The organism is Photobacterium sanguinicancri (assembly GCF_002265265.1).
GTDB lineage: Bacteria > Pseudomonadota > Gammaproteobacteria > Enterobacterales > Vibrionaceae > Photobacterium > Photobacterium sanguinicancri.
In genome coordinates, this window is record NZ_NOIF01000108.1 from 1 (window position 1) to 16603 (window position 16603).

Annotated in this window: 13 protein-coding genes; 4 read left to right on the forward strand and 9 right to left on the reverse strand. The window is 42.1% G+C overall.

Annotation, left to right across the window (positions count from 1 at the left end; genetic code table 11):
* Nucleotides 1-58 precede the first annotated feature (58 nt).
* Nucleotides 59-1519 (forward strand): N-acetylglucosamine-specific PTS transporter subunit IIBC, encoded by a 1461-nt coding sequence (nagE, locus tag ASV53_RS15480; protein ID WP_094957731.1) that lies wholly within the window; start codon nucleotides 59-61, stop codon nucleotides 1517-1519.
* Nucleotides 1520-1708: 189 nt separating this feature from the next.
* On the opposite strand, the gene ASV53_RS15485 is transcribed toward nagE, so the two are convergent.
* Nucleotides 1709-2530, reverse strand: a complete 822-nt coding sequence (locus tag ASV53_RS15485; RefSeq protein ID WP_094957732.1) for a DUF2797 domain-containing protein — start codon at nucleotides 2528-2530, stop codon at nucleotides 1709-1711.
* Nucleotides 2531-2636: 106 nt separating this feature from the next.
* Nucleotides 2637-3311, reverse strand: a complete 675-nt coding sequence (locus ASV53_RS15490; protein WP_062689203.1) for a tRNA (adenine(22)-N(1))-methyltransferase — start codon at nucleotides 3309-3311, stop codon at nucleotides 2637-2639.
* 325 nt (nucleotides 3312-3636) lie between these two features.
* Here ASV53_RS15490 and ASV53_RS15495 point away from each other — a divergent pair, with 325 nt between their 5' ends.
* Nucleotides 3637-4086 carry a c-type cytochrome gene (locus ASV53_RS15495; RefSeq protein WP_062689303.1) on the forward strand — a complete coding sequence of 150 codons (450 nt, stop codon included), beginning with the start codon at nucleotides 3637-3639 and terminating at the stop codon, nucleotides 4084-4086.
* A gap of 141 nt (nucleotides 4087-4227) precedes the next feature.
* Here ASV53_RS15495 and ASV53_RS15500 read toward each other — a convergent pair whose 3' ends face one another.
* The 7 genes from ASV53_RS15500 to ASV53_RS15530 form a co-directional block, all read right to left on the reverse strand.
* On the reverse strand, nucleotides 4228-4782 hold the full coding sequence (locus ASV53_RS15500) for a protein disulfide oxidoreductase (RefSeq protein ID WP_094957733.1): 555 nt from the start codon (nucleotides 4780-4782) through the stop codon (nucleotides 4228-4230).
* 4 nt (nucleotides 4783-4786) lie between these two features.
* On the reverse strand, nucleotides 4787-6907 hold the full coding sequence (locus ASV53_RS15505; protein ID WP_439126489.1) for a protein-disulfide reductase DsbD family protein: 2121 nt from the start codon (nucleotides 6905-6907) through the stop codon (nucleotides 4787-4789).
* Nucleotides 6908-7666: 759 nt separating this feature from the next.
* Nucleotides 7667-9595 carry a carboxylesterase family protein gene (locus tag ASV53_RS15510; protein ID WP_094957734.1) on the reverse strand — a complete coding sequence of 643 codons (1929 nt, stop codon included), beginning with the start codon at nucleotides 9593-9595 and terminating at the stop codon, nucleotides 7667-7669.
* Between the two features lie 555 nt (nucleotides 9596-10150).
* Nucleotides 10151-11008, reverse strand: a complete 858-nt coding sequence (locus ASV53_RS15515) for a PA4780 family RIO1-like protein kinase (RefSeq protein ID WP_094957735.1) — start codon at nucleotides 11006-11008, stop codon at nucleotides 10151-10153.
* A 360-nt stretch (nucleotides 11009-11368) separates the two neighbouring features.
* A complete protein-coding gene (locus tag ASV53_RS15520; RefSeq protein ID WP_094957736.1) occupies nucleotides 11369-13351 on the reverse strand; it encodes a flavohemoglobin expression-modulating QEGLA motif protein in 1983 nt (660 codons plus the stop codon).
* A complete protein-coding gene (gshB, locus tag ASV53_RS15525; protein ID WP_062689215.1) occupies nucleotides 13335-14363 on the reverse strand; it encodes a glutathione synthase in 1029 nt (342 codons plus the stop codon). Before gshB ends, ASV53_RS15520 begins: the two co-directional genes overlap by 17 nt.
* A gap of 120 nt (nucleotides 14364-14483) precedes the next feature.
* Nucleotides 14484-14825: a MaoP family protein gene (locus ASV53_RS15530; RefSeq protein ID WP_094957737.1), complete on the reverse strand. Its 342-nt coding sequence runs from the start codon at nucleotides 14823-14825 to the stop codon at nucleotides 14484-14486.
* 169 nt (nucleotides 14826-14994) lie between these two features.
* Between ASV53_RS15530 and hdfR the strand changes: the two genes are divergently transcribed.
* Nucleotides 14995-15855, forward strand: a complete 861-nt coding sequence (gene hdfR / locus ASV53_RS15535) for an HTH-type transcriptional regulator HdfR (RefSeq protein WP_094957738.1) — start codon at nucleotides 14995-14997, stop codon at nucleotides 15853-15855.
* A gap of 309 nt (nucleotides 15856-16164) precedes the next feature.
* Nucleotides 16165-16326, forward strand: a complete 162-nt coding sequence (locus tag ASV53_RS25510; protein ID WP_164488545.1) for a hypothetical protein — start codon at nucleotides 16165-16167, stop codon at nucleotides 16324-16326.
* Nucleotides 16327-16603: the final 277 nt, after the last annotated feature.

Below are 16603 nucleotides of genomic sequence, written 5' to 3' on the forward strand. Positions count from 1 at the left end.
TCCTTCTGGTGGGCTCGGACATGTTTATAAGATACATCTATAAATCTGGGGTTCAAAAATGAATATATTGGGTTATATGCAAAAGGTAGGTAAGGCACTGATGGTGCCTGTCGCGACGCTACCCGCCGCGGCAATACTGATGGGGATAGGTTACTGGATCGACCCTGTTGGTTGGGGGGCTGAAAGTGTACTTGCCGCTTTCTTGATTAAGTCTGGTTCTGCGATTATAGATAACATGGCAGTCCTCTTTGCTATCGGGGTCTCTTTTGGTTTAAGTAAAGATAAAAACGGTTCAGCTGCATTAGCTGGTTTCATCTGTTTTATGGTATTAACGACCTTACTATCACCAGGAAATGTCGCGCAACTCTTGGGTGTTGGTGCGGATTCTGTTCCCGCTGCATTCGATAAAATTAACAACCAGTTTATTGGTATTTTGGTGGGTATCGTGTCTGCCGAGATCTATAACCGTTACTCTGGTGTTGAGCTACCTAAAGCGTTGGCCTTCTTCAGTGGTAAGCGATTAGTTCCTATCTTAACGTCAATCGCGGGCATGATATTGGCTTTTGTTTTCATGTATGTTTGGCCTGTTGTGTATGATGCATTAATTATTTTTGGCACTCAGTTACAAGGCCTTGGCGCTGTTGGTGCAGGGCTGTTTGGTTTCTTTAACCGCCTAATGCTGACTGTGGGTATGCACCACGCGTTATACCCAGTCTTTTGGTTTGATGTGGTGGGTATTAACGATATACCTAATTTCTTGGGCGGTGCACAATCCATAGCAAATGGAACTGGTATTCCGGGTCAAACAGGCATGTATCAGGCAGGTTTCTTCCCTATCATGATGTTTGGCCTACCTGGCGCGGCCTTAGCGATGTACCAGTGTTCTGACGCCGTAAACAAGAATAAAGTATTCTCAATCATGTTAGCTGCTGCGATGGCGTCGTTTTTTACGGGTATCACAGAACCATTAGAGTTTAGCTTCATGTTTCTTGCCCCTGTACTCTATCTGATTCATGCCGTGCTAACGGGGATCTCGCTGTACATTGCTGCAAGTATGGAATGGATGGCGGGTTTTGGTTTTTCGGCAGGTTTCGTAGACTTTGTGCTCTCTAGTCAGAATCCATTAGCAACGAAGTGGTACATGTTGATTCCACAAGGCATTGTATTCTTTGGGCTTTACTACAGCGTATTTAAATTTGCGATTGTTAAATTCGATCTTAAAACACCGGGTCGTGGTGAAGATATGAATGAAACAGAGCAGGAAGAAGATATTGAAGGTCTAACAGTGAGTTATATTGAAGCTATCGGTGGTAAGCAAAATATCATAGAGGTCGATAACTGTATTACACGTTTACGCTTGACGGTTAAAGATTCCGATTTAGCCGATAGAAAAGCTTTGTTAGCGCTAGGTGCTGCGGGTGTTGTTCCACTGGGTAAAAATGGTCTTCAGGTTATTATTGGCCTTGGTAAAGTTGATAAAGTAGCTCATCAAATGAAGCTTTCACTCTCAATGTCTTGACCTTTTCTTTAATCATATTGCGAGTGATTCTAGGTAAATATTGCTCGTAAACCTCCCCCCTGTGAAGTGCAGGTATTTAGTCAGCGCAGGCCTCTGCGTTCTGCACTTCACCTTTCATGTTTGTGCCTTCTCAATTGAACAGCTTAAATAAAGCGGCTTAAGTAAAGCCGCGATAGATAACTTATCTGATTAAGCGTCGATGGTAATTTCGTAGCTAGTGAATTTACGGATGTTGATCACACCAGTATCAAACATTAAGTACTGACCTTTAATGCCCAGCAAGGTGCCTTCTACTACAGGTTCTTTATCGAAGTTATGCGAGCTGATTTTGGTTGGATGTTGAGTGACAGGGTAACTAATGTTAACCAGGTCTTCATCTAAGCGTTCAATAGCATCGCTGCCGAAGGTCCCTGTCAGTTCTTCAAGTTTCGCTTCAATCTCTGGGATCAAACGCTTTGCTTCTGCCACTAGATCAATGTCTTTATTATCGCCTTTTAACATTGCGCGCCAATTGGTTTTATCGGCAACAAGTTGGGCTAATGCAATTTCGACAAGTCCCGACAGTTTACGTGTTTTTACCTTAAAGATAGGCAAGGCCTGGGTTGCACCTTGATCAATCCAGCGAGTAGGAAGCTGAGTATGACGAGTGATGCCGACTTTTAAACCAGACGTATTCGATAAGTAGACATAATGCGGCACCATGCAGAAGCTATCCCCCCATTCTGGTTCACGGCATGTACCTGCATCGTAGTGGCAGGTTTCTGGCTTCATAATACACATGTCGCAGCGCGCAAGTTTCTTCATACAAGGAAAACAGTGGCCTTGCGAGTAACTCTTCTTAGTTTTCTTTCCACAAGCATCACAGAATATATTACCTGTGAAGGTCATTTTTAGTGGTTTACCGATTAATGGGTTTAAAGCGAGTAGGGATTCGCCCACTGGGAGTTGGTAGTCGACTGTGCTGCTTTCAGGGCACAAGCTCGACTTCATTTTACTTAACGTTCCGTGCATGACTTTGCTCTATGTTTTTATAGTTATTTTATTTTATCGCAATTAGTAAATGAAGTGATCGATAACGCCGCTATAGTTTCTTGTCATCCGCTACAAATGCACGGAATTAAAGCGTTATGGCACGATAAGCATCAATGATGTGGCTGACATCACTGGTATTGCCTTGCTGAATTCGCTGATAATGGTCGAGCGTTTTTGTCAGGTACTTTTTGTTTATGTCAGTTTGCTTGTCTGAATTTGATTGCCAAATCTTATCGCCAACAAGTGTAATAGGCGCGTTTTCATCGGGTGCAGATGAGACAAGAATGGCTTCATAAAAGCGTTGGTTGTCTTCAACCAGTACTTCATCTTGTAGACTGAAATTTAGCTCGTTCAGTTTCTGGCGTAGGGCAAATTGATGATGAACTGGGCATAGTAGAAAGTCGACACATAACTTTGGATGTCTTTGATGAATAGCTTCAATGAACTGGATCATCAAATCACCACCGACTCCAGCGATAATAATGAGCTGTTTTCCCTCATGTTGTAGTAAAGGTAGCGCTGCAACATCGAGGCAGTGGGTGTACCAATGTGATTCTGAATTAGAATAGAAGCGTTGTAGCTTACTTTCTAATTCAGACATGAGTTCAGGCACAATATCGACAAAATGAATATTCTTTGCCGCTTGTCGAGACAGTAAAGCCGCGCCCAAGAAACCATGATCACAGCAGCAGTCCCAAATATGGCTGTAATCAGATGTGACCATTTGTTCAATTTTTCTTAATCGCTTACTGAGTTTCAAGGGAAGAGCCTGCATCAAAAGATAATAACGGGTGGCATTGTAATGGTTTTATTGCTTTTAGCGAAGTTTATAGCCTTTAGCTAAGTATGCTGTTTGAGAAGCAAACTAACGGACAATCGTCGTACGATCTCAGTTTTTGATTAAGACGAACTGTGTAACTAAGTTCAGAGTATCAAGTGACAAACCACAATGTGAACCTTTCGGTGTTTAGTTGTAAATCAATGTAAGTTTCATGTAAAAACCGTTTACTAAATTGAGAGGCTTGATAAGATCACTTCATCGAGTTGAATATGGCTCGTTTAACTATAAAAACATGGAAGAAGCGATGAAAGTAAAAATGATGATGGCTAGCCTTACGCTGCTAGCAACCAGTGTGTCAGCATCTCCTTTTGAAAAGCCTGAAGACGCCATTCATTATCGCCAAGCAGCATTCTCTATGATTGCGGCAAACTTTGGTGATATGGCGGATATGGTAAAAGGTCGTAAAGACTGGAATCAAGAAGTATTCAGCAAACGAGCACAATATATTTCGACTCTCGCCTTGATGCCAGGAGAGGCGTTCAGTGTTGATGGGTCTGATAAAGGTGACACCAAAGCTAAGCCTGAAATTTGGAATGATTGGGACGGCTTTACCGTTAAGCTAAACAAGTTTCAAACTGATCTGACTCAACTTGCGCAAGTTGCATCTCAAGGTGATGAGCGAGCGACGAAGAAAGCTTTTGGTGTTGCAGCTAAAAACTGTAAAGCTTGCCATAGCGATTACAAATTCCGCTAAGCGTGACTCATTAAATACGTCTAACCACGTTCTAGAAAGCTAAAAAAACACCCTTGAGATGCTAGGCTCAAGGGTGTTTTTGTTTATTGCTATATTGCCACTACTGATTTGTTATCAATATGGATTTGAACGAAGCGCCGTTTATTTGGCTAACATCATTCGAGCCAAAATGCCGGGTGGGGTGGAAATACCTGTGGTGGCAGAGGCTATTTTACCATCGCGAAGAATCATGATTGTCGGTGTTGCTGAAATGCCCCAAGTACGGCCTAGCTGTCCGGATTGGTCATTCACGACAGGAAAGTCATACTCATGGTAATTCATGTAGGCATTCAGCCTATCGTTCTCACCTGATGTCATCGCAACTGAAATGACAGTGTAATCACCATTCATCCAATCGACAGTTGGGCTCACAAATTTACAGACGCCACACCATGTCGTCCAAAAATACAGTAAAACCGGCTTCTCATAGCTGAGTGATACAGGATCGTATTGCTCACCGTTGATGGCGGTATATACCTTGGGTGCCAGCGTATTTTGTGGAATAGATTGGTTACGCCACCAATCCATCGCCGTGCTTACAACCAGCATAATAAGCAGCAGGGTTAAGCCTTCTTTGGCCCACTTTTTAACCCTTGAGCCTTGAGTCGCTTTTGATTCTTTCGCCTGCGATTTCTTAGCGTTCGTATTTTCTGGCATACGCTTAGCCCTTATTGTTCGAAGTGCTTTTGCCTTCGGCTTCAGTAATAGCCCCCATGACATCGGCACTCGTCAGAATAACGGGTAATGCGATACCTTCTGGTGCATTAGGACCATAAACAATGTTAAAAGGCACACCGAAGCGTCCGTAAGATTGTAAGAATCCAGTGACATAGTCAGACGGTGTCGTCCAGTCGCCACGCATCAACACAATGTTGTCTTGGTCAAGCTTGTCGTACACAGGGTTCTGTAGCATTACACCAATTTTGTTGGCTTTACAGGTAATACACCAATCTGCAGTAACGTCAACAAAGACAGTCTTTCCTTGTGCCACAGCTTGGCTTATCTCTTCACTTTTTAGCGGCTGCCAAACATGATCGGCAGGCAATGGTGTTGACCATTTATCAGCCGTTAGACTACCGATAAATAGACTGCTTGCTCCACCTAGTAAGATAACAGCAAGGGTAATGACAACGCTCTTACGGCCTTTTACTTGGCCTAGACGCCACAATAAAAGGATAAGCGAGGTAACGGCGAAACCAACTACAGTGCCCGTACTCACAAAGCTGGTCATTAAGCTGAGCAGCCATAGGCTGGTGGCTAACATCATTAAACCAAATAAGGTTTTAACGCCGTTCATCCAATTTCCCGGTTTAGGTAACTTAGACGCAAGCTGAGGGAATAGGGCGATTAACAACCATGGTGCTGCCATGCCAATCGCCAGCGCGGTGAAGATGGCAAACAAGGTTACAATGTCAGCGCCAAGCGCATAAGCAACGGCAGTGCCTAAGAATGGCGCACTACAAGGCGTTGCAAGTAAGGTCGCAAACATACCTTGAACAAAGTGACCAAGGTGGGAGTTATCACCACGGGTGGCTAACCAAGTATTGGTGTTACTGGATAGGCTAATCTCAAAAAGACCAAGCATGTTAGCGGCAAATGCACCTGTTATGATGATCATGGCACCGATAAAGTAAGGGCTTTGGAATTGGATGCCCCAACCCAGTGCTTGTCCAGATACTTTTAATGCCGTTAAGAAACCAGCCAATAGCCAGAACGAAACTAAAATACCCGCCGCAGATGCTATGAACTGGGTACGAATTTGACGACGTTCCATGCCATCTGTTGCGATAATACTGCTTAATTTCATACCGAGTACAGGTAGTACACAAGGCATAATATTAAGGATAAGACCACCAATCAGCGCAAAAGCGATGGTTTGCCAAATGCTTGAACCAACTTGTGTTGTAATCGGCAATGTCGCGGCAACGGCTTGTTCTTCAACGGCCATGTCTGCATCAGTCACTGTCACATTTAACGTTTTATTGGTTAAGTCTGGTTTACCAAACCAACTGCTGACTTTAAACGTTGCAATTAACTGCTGGTTATCTTTGGTTATACTTGGTGAACTGAATGACACGTTCTCTAGTGCTATATCGCTGCTGTCGACAAAGACGTCTGGTTTAGACCAAGCCTGAGTATTACTAATCAGAACTGACAGCTCTTGTTTGTCGTTGTTCCAACTTGTCTGGTCAATACTAACGTTTGCACTGTCAGCAGGTACGTTACTCATACCTTGGTTGTATAAGTGCATCGCGTCGGTTGAAGGTGTGAGTTGATTTGGAATGAAGTCCATGACGACTTCATAGTCAGTCAGTACACAAATGCTGGTGCAAGATGACATGGTTAACTTACCAGATAGAAATACTGGTTTGCTAAAATCATCAACAGTGACTGTCATAGGGAAGACGACTTTATGCTTGTAGCCTAAAGTCTCGACGCCTAAAAATTCATAGCGTTTTGGCATTGGCCAATGCCATTCAAGATCACTGATGTTGTTAGACATTTCCCAATCAATTTTGGGTGCAACACCACCTTCGCCCGGTGACCGCCAGTAGGTCTTCCAGTCACCTTCAAGATCAACCTCTAGCAAGCCTTCAACAGTTTTGGCTGCTTCATCGGTCTGGCCAGTCAGCATGAAACGTACTTGCACAGGTGGGTGCATCGGGTTGGTTAACCAGCCCGTGGTGTAGTCTTTCGCTTGGGCATTAAATGCAAACAAGCTGAAAAGTAATGCTGCAAACATGGTTAACAGCGTATTTTGAGATGTAATAGCTTTTTTCAACGGTATAACTCCAATAAACACAAAAAATTAAATCTGGATGATTCGATGTGTTTATTCTCTAAATACACAGAAGGTTAAATGGCGTCTCTGAGTGGACGGTATTGGCTCTGTTAGTGCAGGCACAAAAGAATGGCCAGTACATAACAAGCTTAACAGAATGAAAATGAAGGGAAGGTAAAGCAAGCCTAATTCGAGGGATTGCCCGTGAATCTGAAGCAGGTGATCGCTCATATCACACTGTTTTTGCGTGATAGGGCTCGATTCGACTAAGGAATTTGCATCCGATGTTTTTGTTGCTGTTTCTTGAATAAATTTATGCAATGTCGTTTTCTGAGCAGGCGAATGCGCAGGGTGTTGCTCGGAATACTGTGCTGCATTTGGACACGATGAAACCCACCCTGAACGCTGACTTAGGCAAAGCGTTATTACCACCCAAACAAGCACTAAAGCAACTTTAGCTATCTGTGGTGAGGAGTGTCGAACAAGCGTGGGGGTCATTTTAGCCTTATATTAATCAGCGATGCGGTGTTATATCAAATCATTAAATATTAGAAATACAATCAGTTATAACCACAGTATGACCGTGCCACAATTGAAAAAGTTTCGTCTATTGTGATGTTTTTATCAAAAAGCACAAGGATAAATGAATAAGGTGGGTTTTATGCGGTGGTGTGGAATGTTTTTTCTAAACGAAGCGGTGAATTGAGCACTTCCTGTTTGATGAGTTTCAGGAAGTGCTCAGGTCAGTTTAGAGTATGCTTAGAACTTGATGAGTCCAGCCTGCTCTAAATAATCACAACGGCCTTGCTGGCTTAAGGTACCGTCATCATTTGGGATAGCATTAATGGTACTGTCCCAATCTGATACAGGATTAAAGCCATTTTGATCAATTGTCCAAACTGTATCTTGTGCCTTGATGGTATTTGATTGGTCGAACATGGTTGGTTTAAACCATTCACGAGACACAGTGTCCATCATTAAGGCATCGCGCTCGCTTGCGTTTGCTTTCATAGAGCGAATGTTTAAGTTTTTGTTGAATACAAAAGGTAACTCGTCCCCTTGGCACACACCACTTGTACATGAAATCGACAACAAGAAAGAGGCATCAATCGGTCTGAAGGTTAAATCAGACTTGTAATTATAGTGATAAAGACGCGATTCATTGTGTTGTGCAACTTTGCGGTTAGGGCAAGTAAACAGCACATCGTTAGCCATCATACGCGCGCGTTTTACGGTTTCTTTACCGATGATCTCGCCACTCTCATTTTTGTCCATTTGGTAATGAGGGATAGCCAACAATTGATCGGCTTTTGGACTAAGTCCCTTTGCGAACTTTAAGCCTTCCCAAGCGACTTTCAGTGCATCTGCTTGCTCTGGGAATTGGCTGTCAATAGCATTTTTGATGAGTTGATCTGCACCAAATATGACATTAACAAGTAGCGGGTAAGTGTCTGACTTGAAATTAAGCTTCAAATTAACGGTATTGCCATCACCTAAATCAATTGGAATAACTAAATCGTAATCGACCATAAACAATGGTTCGATATAGCCCAAAAATGTGTTGGCTTCATCGTTGTTAAAACTTAACACAGTCGGTACTTTGAAATCCGCATCAGCAGGCTGTTTTGTAACAACGCTGTCTTTTGGTGATTTATAAGGCCAGCCTCGAGTCTCTTTGTATGGTGCAAAAGGCAACACTCCTGCACCATAAGGTTGCATGTACAGTGGGTTGACTAGGCTGTTAGCTAAAATCAGTGGACTTCTGGCATGCGCACCAACTTTCAAAATATCTGTAGTCGATAAGTTTGACCAATCAACCGATACCGCTTCTGACCCACCAAACGTCTTATCCTTGAATCCTTCAAGAGACGTCGCTAAATTTTCAGCTGAGTCTTTTGTTTTATAAGGAATGCCATAAGGGTTGCTTTGCATGATCGCACGATGGAATAGTTTTTCGTTTGTTTCAGCATCAATAGGGTTTAGCTGGTGGATACCAACAGCCATTGCGCCAGCACCTTCACCAAAGAGGGTTACATTATCTGGATCACCGCCGAAATCAGCAATGTTGTTTTTAATCCATTTAAGCGCGGTGCGCTGATCCTTGATGCCATAGTTTCCGCTCTCGTCATCGTTTTGGTAAAACGATCCGAAGATACCAAGTCGGTAGTTTAGCGTGACAGCGATAAAGGGATTGCCGCTTTTGACGCCGTTTGCCACGATAGCATCACCGTGATTGATTGCGTTAGAGCCAGACCCCGTTTCAAATGAACCACCGTGAATGAAAACATAAACCGGCATAGCGGCTTGTTGATGATCTTGGGTTGGACGCCAGATATTTAAGTACAAGCAATCTTCAGACATTTTCGTCGCGTCATAACGCGCAACACTGCCTTGTGGGCATTGCATGCCAAATTCTGTAGCAGATGTCTGCTGTGTGTTCTCTGGTGTATAAAGTTCAGCGTTTGAGAAGCGCGGAGCTTCCGCGTACTTGATCCCTTTAAATACTTCGACGTTATCAGAAATATTTTTGTTGTCTTTTACTGCTTCAACAGTGCCTTGGTATTGCGTACCATTTGCTTTTGCATAGGCGTATGTCAGCGTGTTCTCAGTGGTTGAATTTGAGTTGTCGTTACAACCAGTAAGGACGAGTCCGATCAAACTAGCAATAATCAGTTTTTTATTTAACATGGTATGTGTTCGAGCTTAAATGTAATGAGATAAAATGTTGACGATGTCATATGAAAGCAAGCGTTATGCTATGCATGCGAAAAATCACAGAGCATGTAAAGAGAGGTGTAACATCTAATGACATCAAAATAACAGTTTTTGAAAACGGCTTTCCACTTTATCACCACGATCAGGAATGCCGCTTGATGGTGTGTAATAGGGGAAGTGTGACTTTAATTGGTGTTATTCATTTACTGACGCAAAGCTAGCGAACAATAGACGAAATTTTCGCGCTATTGTGACGTGTTTCTCAAAAATCACAAGAGTTAATGAAGGGCTATTTTGACCGAATATAAGTTTATATTCAGCAACGTTTCCTGAATGTAATTAGATTATTGCCTAATGTCGGAGCGGTTGCTGTTGGCGGTGCAATTTGTAGGTGTACAATAGTTTTAATGGCGCTTGAATTGCTATTGATTTAGACGTGATTTGTGCAGCAACATGCCACGCGCTCGGTGGCATGTTACCTATTTATCCCACAGCACTGAGTAACTGAGGATGTAAATCTAAGGTCTGTTAGTCTAATTCATTTTCTTCTTGAAGGCGTTCTTTACGTAACGCGGCTTCTTCCATAACGGCATTAATCTCTGCCATTAAGCCATCAATATCAGCATCTTCATCGCTGTACTCAAAATGCCCAGTCAGTTCAGTGGTTGGCGTCAGGTCGCCAGCTTCGTACAATGCCCACATTTCTTTAGCAAATTGTGTTTCAAGCAGTTCTGGAGCGTATTGACCGTAATAATTCGTCATGTTGGCAACATCACGCTCTAGCATCCATTTCGCGTTGTTATTGGCCGATGCATCAACAGCTTGAGGCAGGTCGATAATGATTGGACCTGACTCATCAACAAGTACGTTAAATTCGGATAAATCACCATGCACGATACCGACACACAGCATGCGTGTCACATACTTAATGATAAGGTCATGATCTCTTAATGCTTGCTCTTTTGTTAGCGTGATGTCGTTCAAGCGTGGAGCGACACTTCCGTCTTCGGTTGTCATCAACTCCATCAGCAACACACCATGGAAACAGCCATACGGCGTTGGTACGCGTACATCAGCATCAGAGAGTGCATACAAAGCATCTACTTCAGCGCGTTGCCATACTTTTTCTTGTTCGTCACGCCCGAATTTCGAGCCTTTTTCCATCGCACGTGCTCTGCGACTATTACGAACTTTTCTACCTTCGCGGTAGGTTACAGCTTGTTTAAAGCTACGTTGTTCAATTTCTTTATACACTTTGGCGCAGCAGATCTTATCTTGACTATGCACTATGTAGACAGAAGCTTCTTTACCACTCATTAGCTGAGTTAACACTTCATCTACTAAACCATCTTCAACTAATGGCAATAATCGCTTGGGTACTTTCATTACACCTACATTTGATAAAATAAATATTTGAAACAGGGCCTAATGGCTCAAATACGATTACAGGTATTTAGATGATATTATCTATGCGTAAAGCTATTTAACAAGCTTTTAAGTGTGATTTTTTATTTGATGATGATGTTAAATCTAATGATCGAGTTAAAGCTATGATTTTATTGATATATATTTCGAGTCGAGGTTGCTAATACTTTGGGGCACTATCGCGTATTTATGGCGTTTCAGTACTAAAACGAGTGATTTGATAGATATTGAAGAGATAACTAAAGGGGATGAAAAGAAAAGGCGATAGTTCGCCTTTTCTTTTTGTCGGATATAACGGCTAGAGATTGCCGATATTCACCGTTAACGGATAGAGTTCAATAAGAAGTCCATCACAGGATCTGGCTTTGTTTCTAGCGTTAATGCTTTTGGCATGTAGGCTGGTTTTTGCAAGATGTCACGAGCAATCAGCTCTTCTATCAACGGCTTAAATTCGAAGCCTGTTTTGCCGACAAACAGTGATGTTAGATCTTGCTCATGATAACAGTGCAACGCATCTTTTAAGCCACGTAAGTAGAGGAAGTCTTTAGTAAAGCCACCGCCACGGTATACGCGTGCTGTTATTGTGAATGCATCGTCATCAGACAATTTATAATCTAGCTTTAATGCTTGGAACGTATCACCAAAGCTTTCACCGTTAACCATCTTATCAACTGCGATAACACGTAATGCTAGCGTTTTTAAACGATGCAATGGGAAGCTACCTGAAAGGTGCTCACAAAGTATCGCTAAACCTTCTTGCGTATGGGTGTTACCAGGCAAACCTAGTTTAAGCACTTTTAACGGTTGGTTATCCGCATTTACGCTGGTGACTAAGTGTACGCCTAATTCGTGTTGAATCAGGGCATCTAAATCACGCTCTGTAAAAGTACTATTTACGTTTACTTTAATGCTACGACCGCTAACCATCGCCCTTGCAATCAGGGTTTTAGAGCTCACCACGTTACACTTTAGGCCGTAATCCGCTGCTGCCGCTTTAAAAGCTGCAATGGCATCATTTGCGTTAAGTGTTGCTGGCTCTTTTTCTTGATATTCACAAGCATGAAGAATGAACTTCGCGTTGGCGATATCGCGGTCATCTGGTTGCCCATAGTAACGTAATGAGTTATACAAAAACTCATCAGTACCAATGCTCGTTAGCAAATCGATACGCACAGCAAGTTGATCAATCGTTTTGCGGTACATTTTTTGAATGTCAGCATCACGAATATCTTCAACGGGCAAGCGATATAGCTGCTCACGGAACTTGTATGGATCAAGATCCAGTTGGCGATACGTAAACGTAGGTTGGTACGTAAACGGCTTATGTAAGAATCGACGTTTCTCTTGCTTTAAGTTCGTTGGGTTAATGTAACTTAATGTATTAACACCACGAGCAATAGAATATAGCTGACGATCCAGTTTTAGTACTTCTCTTGGCAGTTTAGAAGCCAGAATTGTACTGCTTGTTAGGCGCTTAACTTTGGTCTTACGACGCAGAGTGAAGGCAGCATGTTCCGTTACAACGGTTTTCATTGCTTCTTTCATTTTTTCAATAACAAGTGGGAAGCTCTCGCCACCAACTTCGTTCATGAAAATTTTCTTCACTTCGATCGGTAAAATTAACGTCTTTTTAAAATGCTGTTTAACAAAGCTAGCTTGGTAACCCATGCCTTTGAATACATCATTTTCTTTTGCCGAAACAACAATATTTGGCAATTCAACGCTGTTAAGTTGATTTAAACATTCATCAATATCTTTACGCCACAGCTTTTTATTGATCTGCTGCGTACCTAAATTGAAGGTTGGCGTTTCATTTTCGATACGCTGATAATTGTATGAATGCACATCATAAATTAAGCAAAGACCAAACTTATTCTCTAGCGCTTCAATAAGGCATTTCAAAATACGATAATATTTTGCATGCTTATCAAGTGACACTGCTTTTTCTGCATCTGTCAGTGGGGTAGACCAAACGTCTTTCCCCCAAGCTTGGTCATAAATGCATTGATCATTTGAACGGTTAAGATCGTACTCGTAACGAGAATCTTCACCTTGCAAAATGATCGGTAACGAAGAGATAAAGTCACCCGTAAAAGGGTCTTCTTCGTAGTAACGTTCTTCTTCGGTTAATTCACACTTGCTCATTAACTCGGTACGAAAGCGATGACCATGGTGAATAGCTGTCGCAATGTATGGCTGATATTCGCTAATGCGAATCGTTAAGCTACCGTCATTAAGTTGCGCTTCGAATGGAACTAGGTGCTGGATCTTATCCAGCACCTCCTGCTCAGTAAGCTGTAGCATCGGCGATAACCTTACGGAACTCGTTCTTCCGTGTAATGCTCACTTCTTTTGCTACAACAACGCTTTCAACGAAATCTAAAACATCACGTTGTAACTTAGTGCGGTTCAGGCGGTTAATACGTGTAATGCCGCCAGGGCTTAGTACGTTTACTTCAACCAGTTTGCCGTTGATAACATCAAGGCCAACAAAGTAAAGGCCATCGCGCACTAATTTAGGGCCGATGTGCTTACAAAGACGCAGTTCTTGCTTGGTTAATACGTGCTTAACTTCTTTACCACCTGCGTGGATGTTAGAACGTACATCACCTTGCGCTGGAACACGGCGCATAGCACCAATAGGTTCGCCGTTTAGCATCATGATGCGAACGTCACCTAGTTCTGCGCCTTCGATGTAATCTTGTAGAATTACATAGTTCTGGTCGTCACCAATGTAGAAGTCCAGTAGTGATTTCACGCTTGATTTCGCGCTTTTCTCTACAAGGATTACACCTTTACCGCCGTAGCCATTAAGAGGCTTAAGGATCATGCGATCGTTAGTGTTTTCGTCTAATACACGCTCTAGATACTCGCGGTTTTTAGACACGTGAGTCACTGGAATAAATTCGTTTTGTGGATCAGGTAGTGATGCGGTGTATAGCTTGTTGTTTGCTACACGTAGGCCATCAATATCGTTCATGATGAAAGTGTCATCACGTACTGAGTCCAAGAAGTTCAATGCCATCGTGTCTAGTGGCGGGTTTGCACGCATGAAGATAACGTCAAAACCAGCTAGTGGCAGTTGTGCTTTTGTAAATTCAGCTTTTTTATAAAAACTTGGAATATTGCTAGAGACTTCTTTGTTCTTTAATACATTACAAAAAGCGATAGCCATGCTGTCGCGCATTGTAAGGTTATTAGGCGTTGTAATAGCAACCGTGTGACCACGAGCTGCGGCTTCATGTATTAGGCGAAGTGTTGAGTCATTTTCTGGTTCAACACGATCCCACGGGTACATAACAAAACAAATTTTCATAGCAAATTACCGAATATAGAAGGCCTTTTAGAGGCCCAAAAAGCAACCAGCCACCCTAGATATGATTGCAGGGTGGCTGGTCGTAAAGAAATAGTGAGGTTACTGAATCAGTAACTTGAATTAATAATCGAGGTCGTCCCCGCCAGAATCATCATCGAATGACTGGCCCTGCTGCTTACGTACCGATGAGCATAAGGTGTAACTTTTCACTTTATTGCAGGTACGATTAAGGTATTTCACCCAACATTTTGCAAAATCAGATTGAACATTCAGTTGGCCACTTGTTTCAGCGACAAATTGACGTTCAATTTCACTCATTGGTTCGATTTCGCCTGAGTACAGACGGGACATTGTTCGGCCATAATTCTCTAGCAGGGTGGATTCAGAAATTGTGAAAACACCTGAGCGATTAAAGCCGCGTGGGAAATTTTTATCGTCGTAAAATTTACCTTCACTTCTCATTAATTCAGTTCCTGATGCTGATTTTTCGCAGATATTCGTCGAGAGAAGTGAAGTTGTAAATCAAAGAATTTTTGTGATTACGATTAAAAATATTCATCGTGCTTTTGCTACACTAACGTGTACTATCGCGTATTAAACTCCCTTCTTTATTTTTGATGAGATTTGGCTCGTGGATACCGAATTACTTAAAACATTTCTTGAGGTTACAAAAACACGTCACTTTGGTCGTGCGGCAGATAATTTGTATCTAACGCAGTCCGCTGTGAGTTTCCGTATCCGTCAATTAGAGAGTCAGTTAGGCAATCCTTTATTTTCTCGCCAGCGTGGTAACGTGCATTTAACGCCGGCTGGAGAGCGTTTACAGCCCTATGCAGAAGCAATTTTGCAAACATGGGGTAGGGCAAAACAGGATGTGGCGTTAACCGACAGCTTAAATTCACAAATCTCAGTGGGTGCATCGCCTATGTTTTGGGAATTTGACGGCATTTCTGAGTGGATAAACCGCATCTACGCGGCAATACCAGGCTTGGCTTTACGTCTTGAATCTGTGCCTCGTCAAAGTATGGCGAAACGCCTTTTTGATAAAAGCGTTGATATCTCATTAACATGTGAGCCGCCACGTATTGAAAGCATGCAAGTAAAGAAAGTCCGTGAATTCCAATTACAGTTAGTAAGCCATAGACCAAACTGTTCTTTGGCTGATGCTAAAGATTTACCTTTGGTGTATTTGGATTGGGGTACACGATTTTCTGTAGAGCACAGTCGTGTGATTGAATTGGATAAGACGCCTATTCTGCATACGCATTCAAGTAAAATGGCGCAGGAATATATTCTGAATAACCCAAGTATGGGTTACTTACCTTCACCCGTTGTCGCACAAAGTGTTGAAGATGGGCTACTACATCTTGTTGACGGTGCACCAGTAATGGAGCAGCAACTTTACCTTGTGTGGAGTGAAGATAACGAAAAAACAGAGCTTATTTCGAGCATGCTTGATGTGCCATTTTCCAGTGTTATCGAGAGTGTTTAAGCGAGTATTTTAAAGGAAAAGTTCGATGAGTGATTTTTGTTGGTAAAACTAAAATTACTCATTGTACATGATGGGTGGTGCTAGATTACCCTTCGAGTTGTCGGAGTAGTTAGAATAATAGTCATCAATAGCCGTTGCTGTTTATTGTTCTTGTACTTTTTTGAGTAAACTACTGGCAGTTTAGTATTTCTGTCATATTCGACAATTATGATGCTATTGAAGGCGGCAATAATACGCAAAACAAACTGACGTATTTTGTGAATCTTCAATTTAACCTTTAATTACTCTGGATGTTTTCAGGAAACGAAAATGGCTAAGCTAGATCAAAAATTTTCTAAAGGCTCAAAGTCTAAGTGTAAATTTGATGGCGATAATGAATTTATCGACTTAGATTCACAATCTAAAAAGAAGAAGCGTCGTCCAGTACGATCGCGTTATGATAGCCCAGAGTATGGTGATTTAGATTTCTAAAGCTGAAGATTGCTTAGTGCAAAACTAGGGATAGTAAAAAATAATAAGGCACCCAATAGGGTGCTTTTTTTGTAGCCGTACTATTACAATAACTAAGATGTTAGATTTCTGCTTATTCTAGTGTGAGTATTTACCCAGAGCAATCTGCCTTCACTTAATCCTTTACTTTTTTTGTGGGTTGTTCAATGCACACATTAAATAAATATTATTTCTTGTTTACTCCTGTCACTTAAACACATATGACGCTCAAGACAAAAAGCCTTGTGAAGCTCGAGGT

Bases quoted from the DNA above. Each gene is read 5' to 3' on its own strand.
- nagE (WP_094957731.1), top strand. From the start codon at position 59: ATGAATATATTGGGTTATATGCAAAAGGTAGGTAAGGCACTGATGGTG.
- ASV53_RS15485 (WP_094957732.1), bottom strand. From the start codon at position 2,530: ATGCACGGAACGTTAAGTAAAATGAAGTCGAGCTTGTGCCCTGAAAGC.
- ASV53_RS15495 (WP_062689303.1), top strand. From the start codon at position 3,637: ATGAAAGTAAAAATGATGATGGCTAGCCTTACGCTGCTAGCAACCAGT.
- ASV53_RS15500 (WP_094957733.1), bottom strand. From the start codon at position 4,782: ATGCCAGAAAATACGAACGCTAAGAAATCGCAGGCGAAAGAATCAAAA.
- ASV53_RS15510 (WP_094957734.1), bottom strand. From the start codon at position 9,595: ATGTTAAATAAAAAACTGATTATTGCTAGTTTGATCGGACTCGTCCTT.
- ASV53_RS15515 (WP_094957735.1), bottom strand. From the start codon at position 11,008: ATGAAAGTACCCAAGCGATTATTGCCATTAGTTGAAGATGGTTTAGTA.
- ASV53_RS15520 (WP_094957736.1), bottom strand. From the start codon at position 13,351: ATGCTACAGCTTACTGAGCAGGAGGTGCTGGATAAGATCCAGCACCTA.
- gshB (WP_062689215.1), bottom strand. From the start codon at position 14,363: ATGAAAATTTGTTTTGTTATGTACCCGTGGGATCGTGTTGAACCAGAA.
- ASV53_RS15530 (WP_094957737.1), bottom strand. From the start codon at position 14,825: ATGAGAAGTGAAGGTAAATTTTACGACGATAAAAATTTCCCACGCGGC.
- ASV53_RS25510 (WP_164488545.1), top strand. From the start codon at position 16,165: ATGGCTAAGCTAGATCAAAAATTTTCTAAAGGCTCAAAGTCTAAGTGT.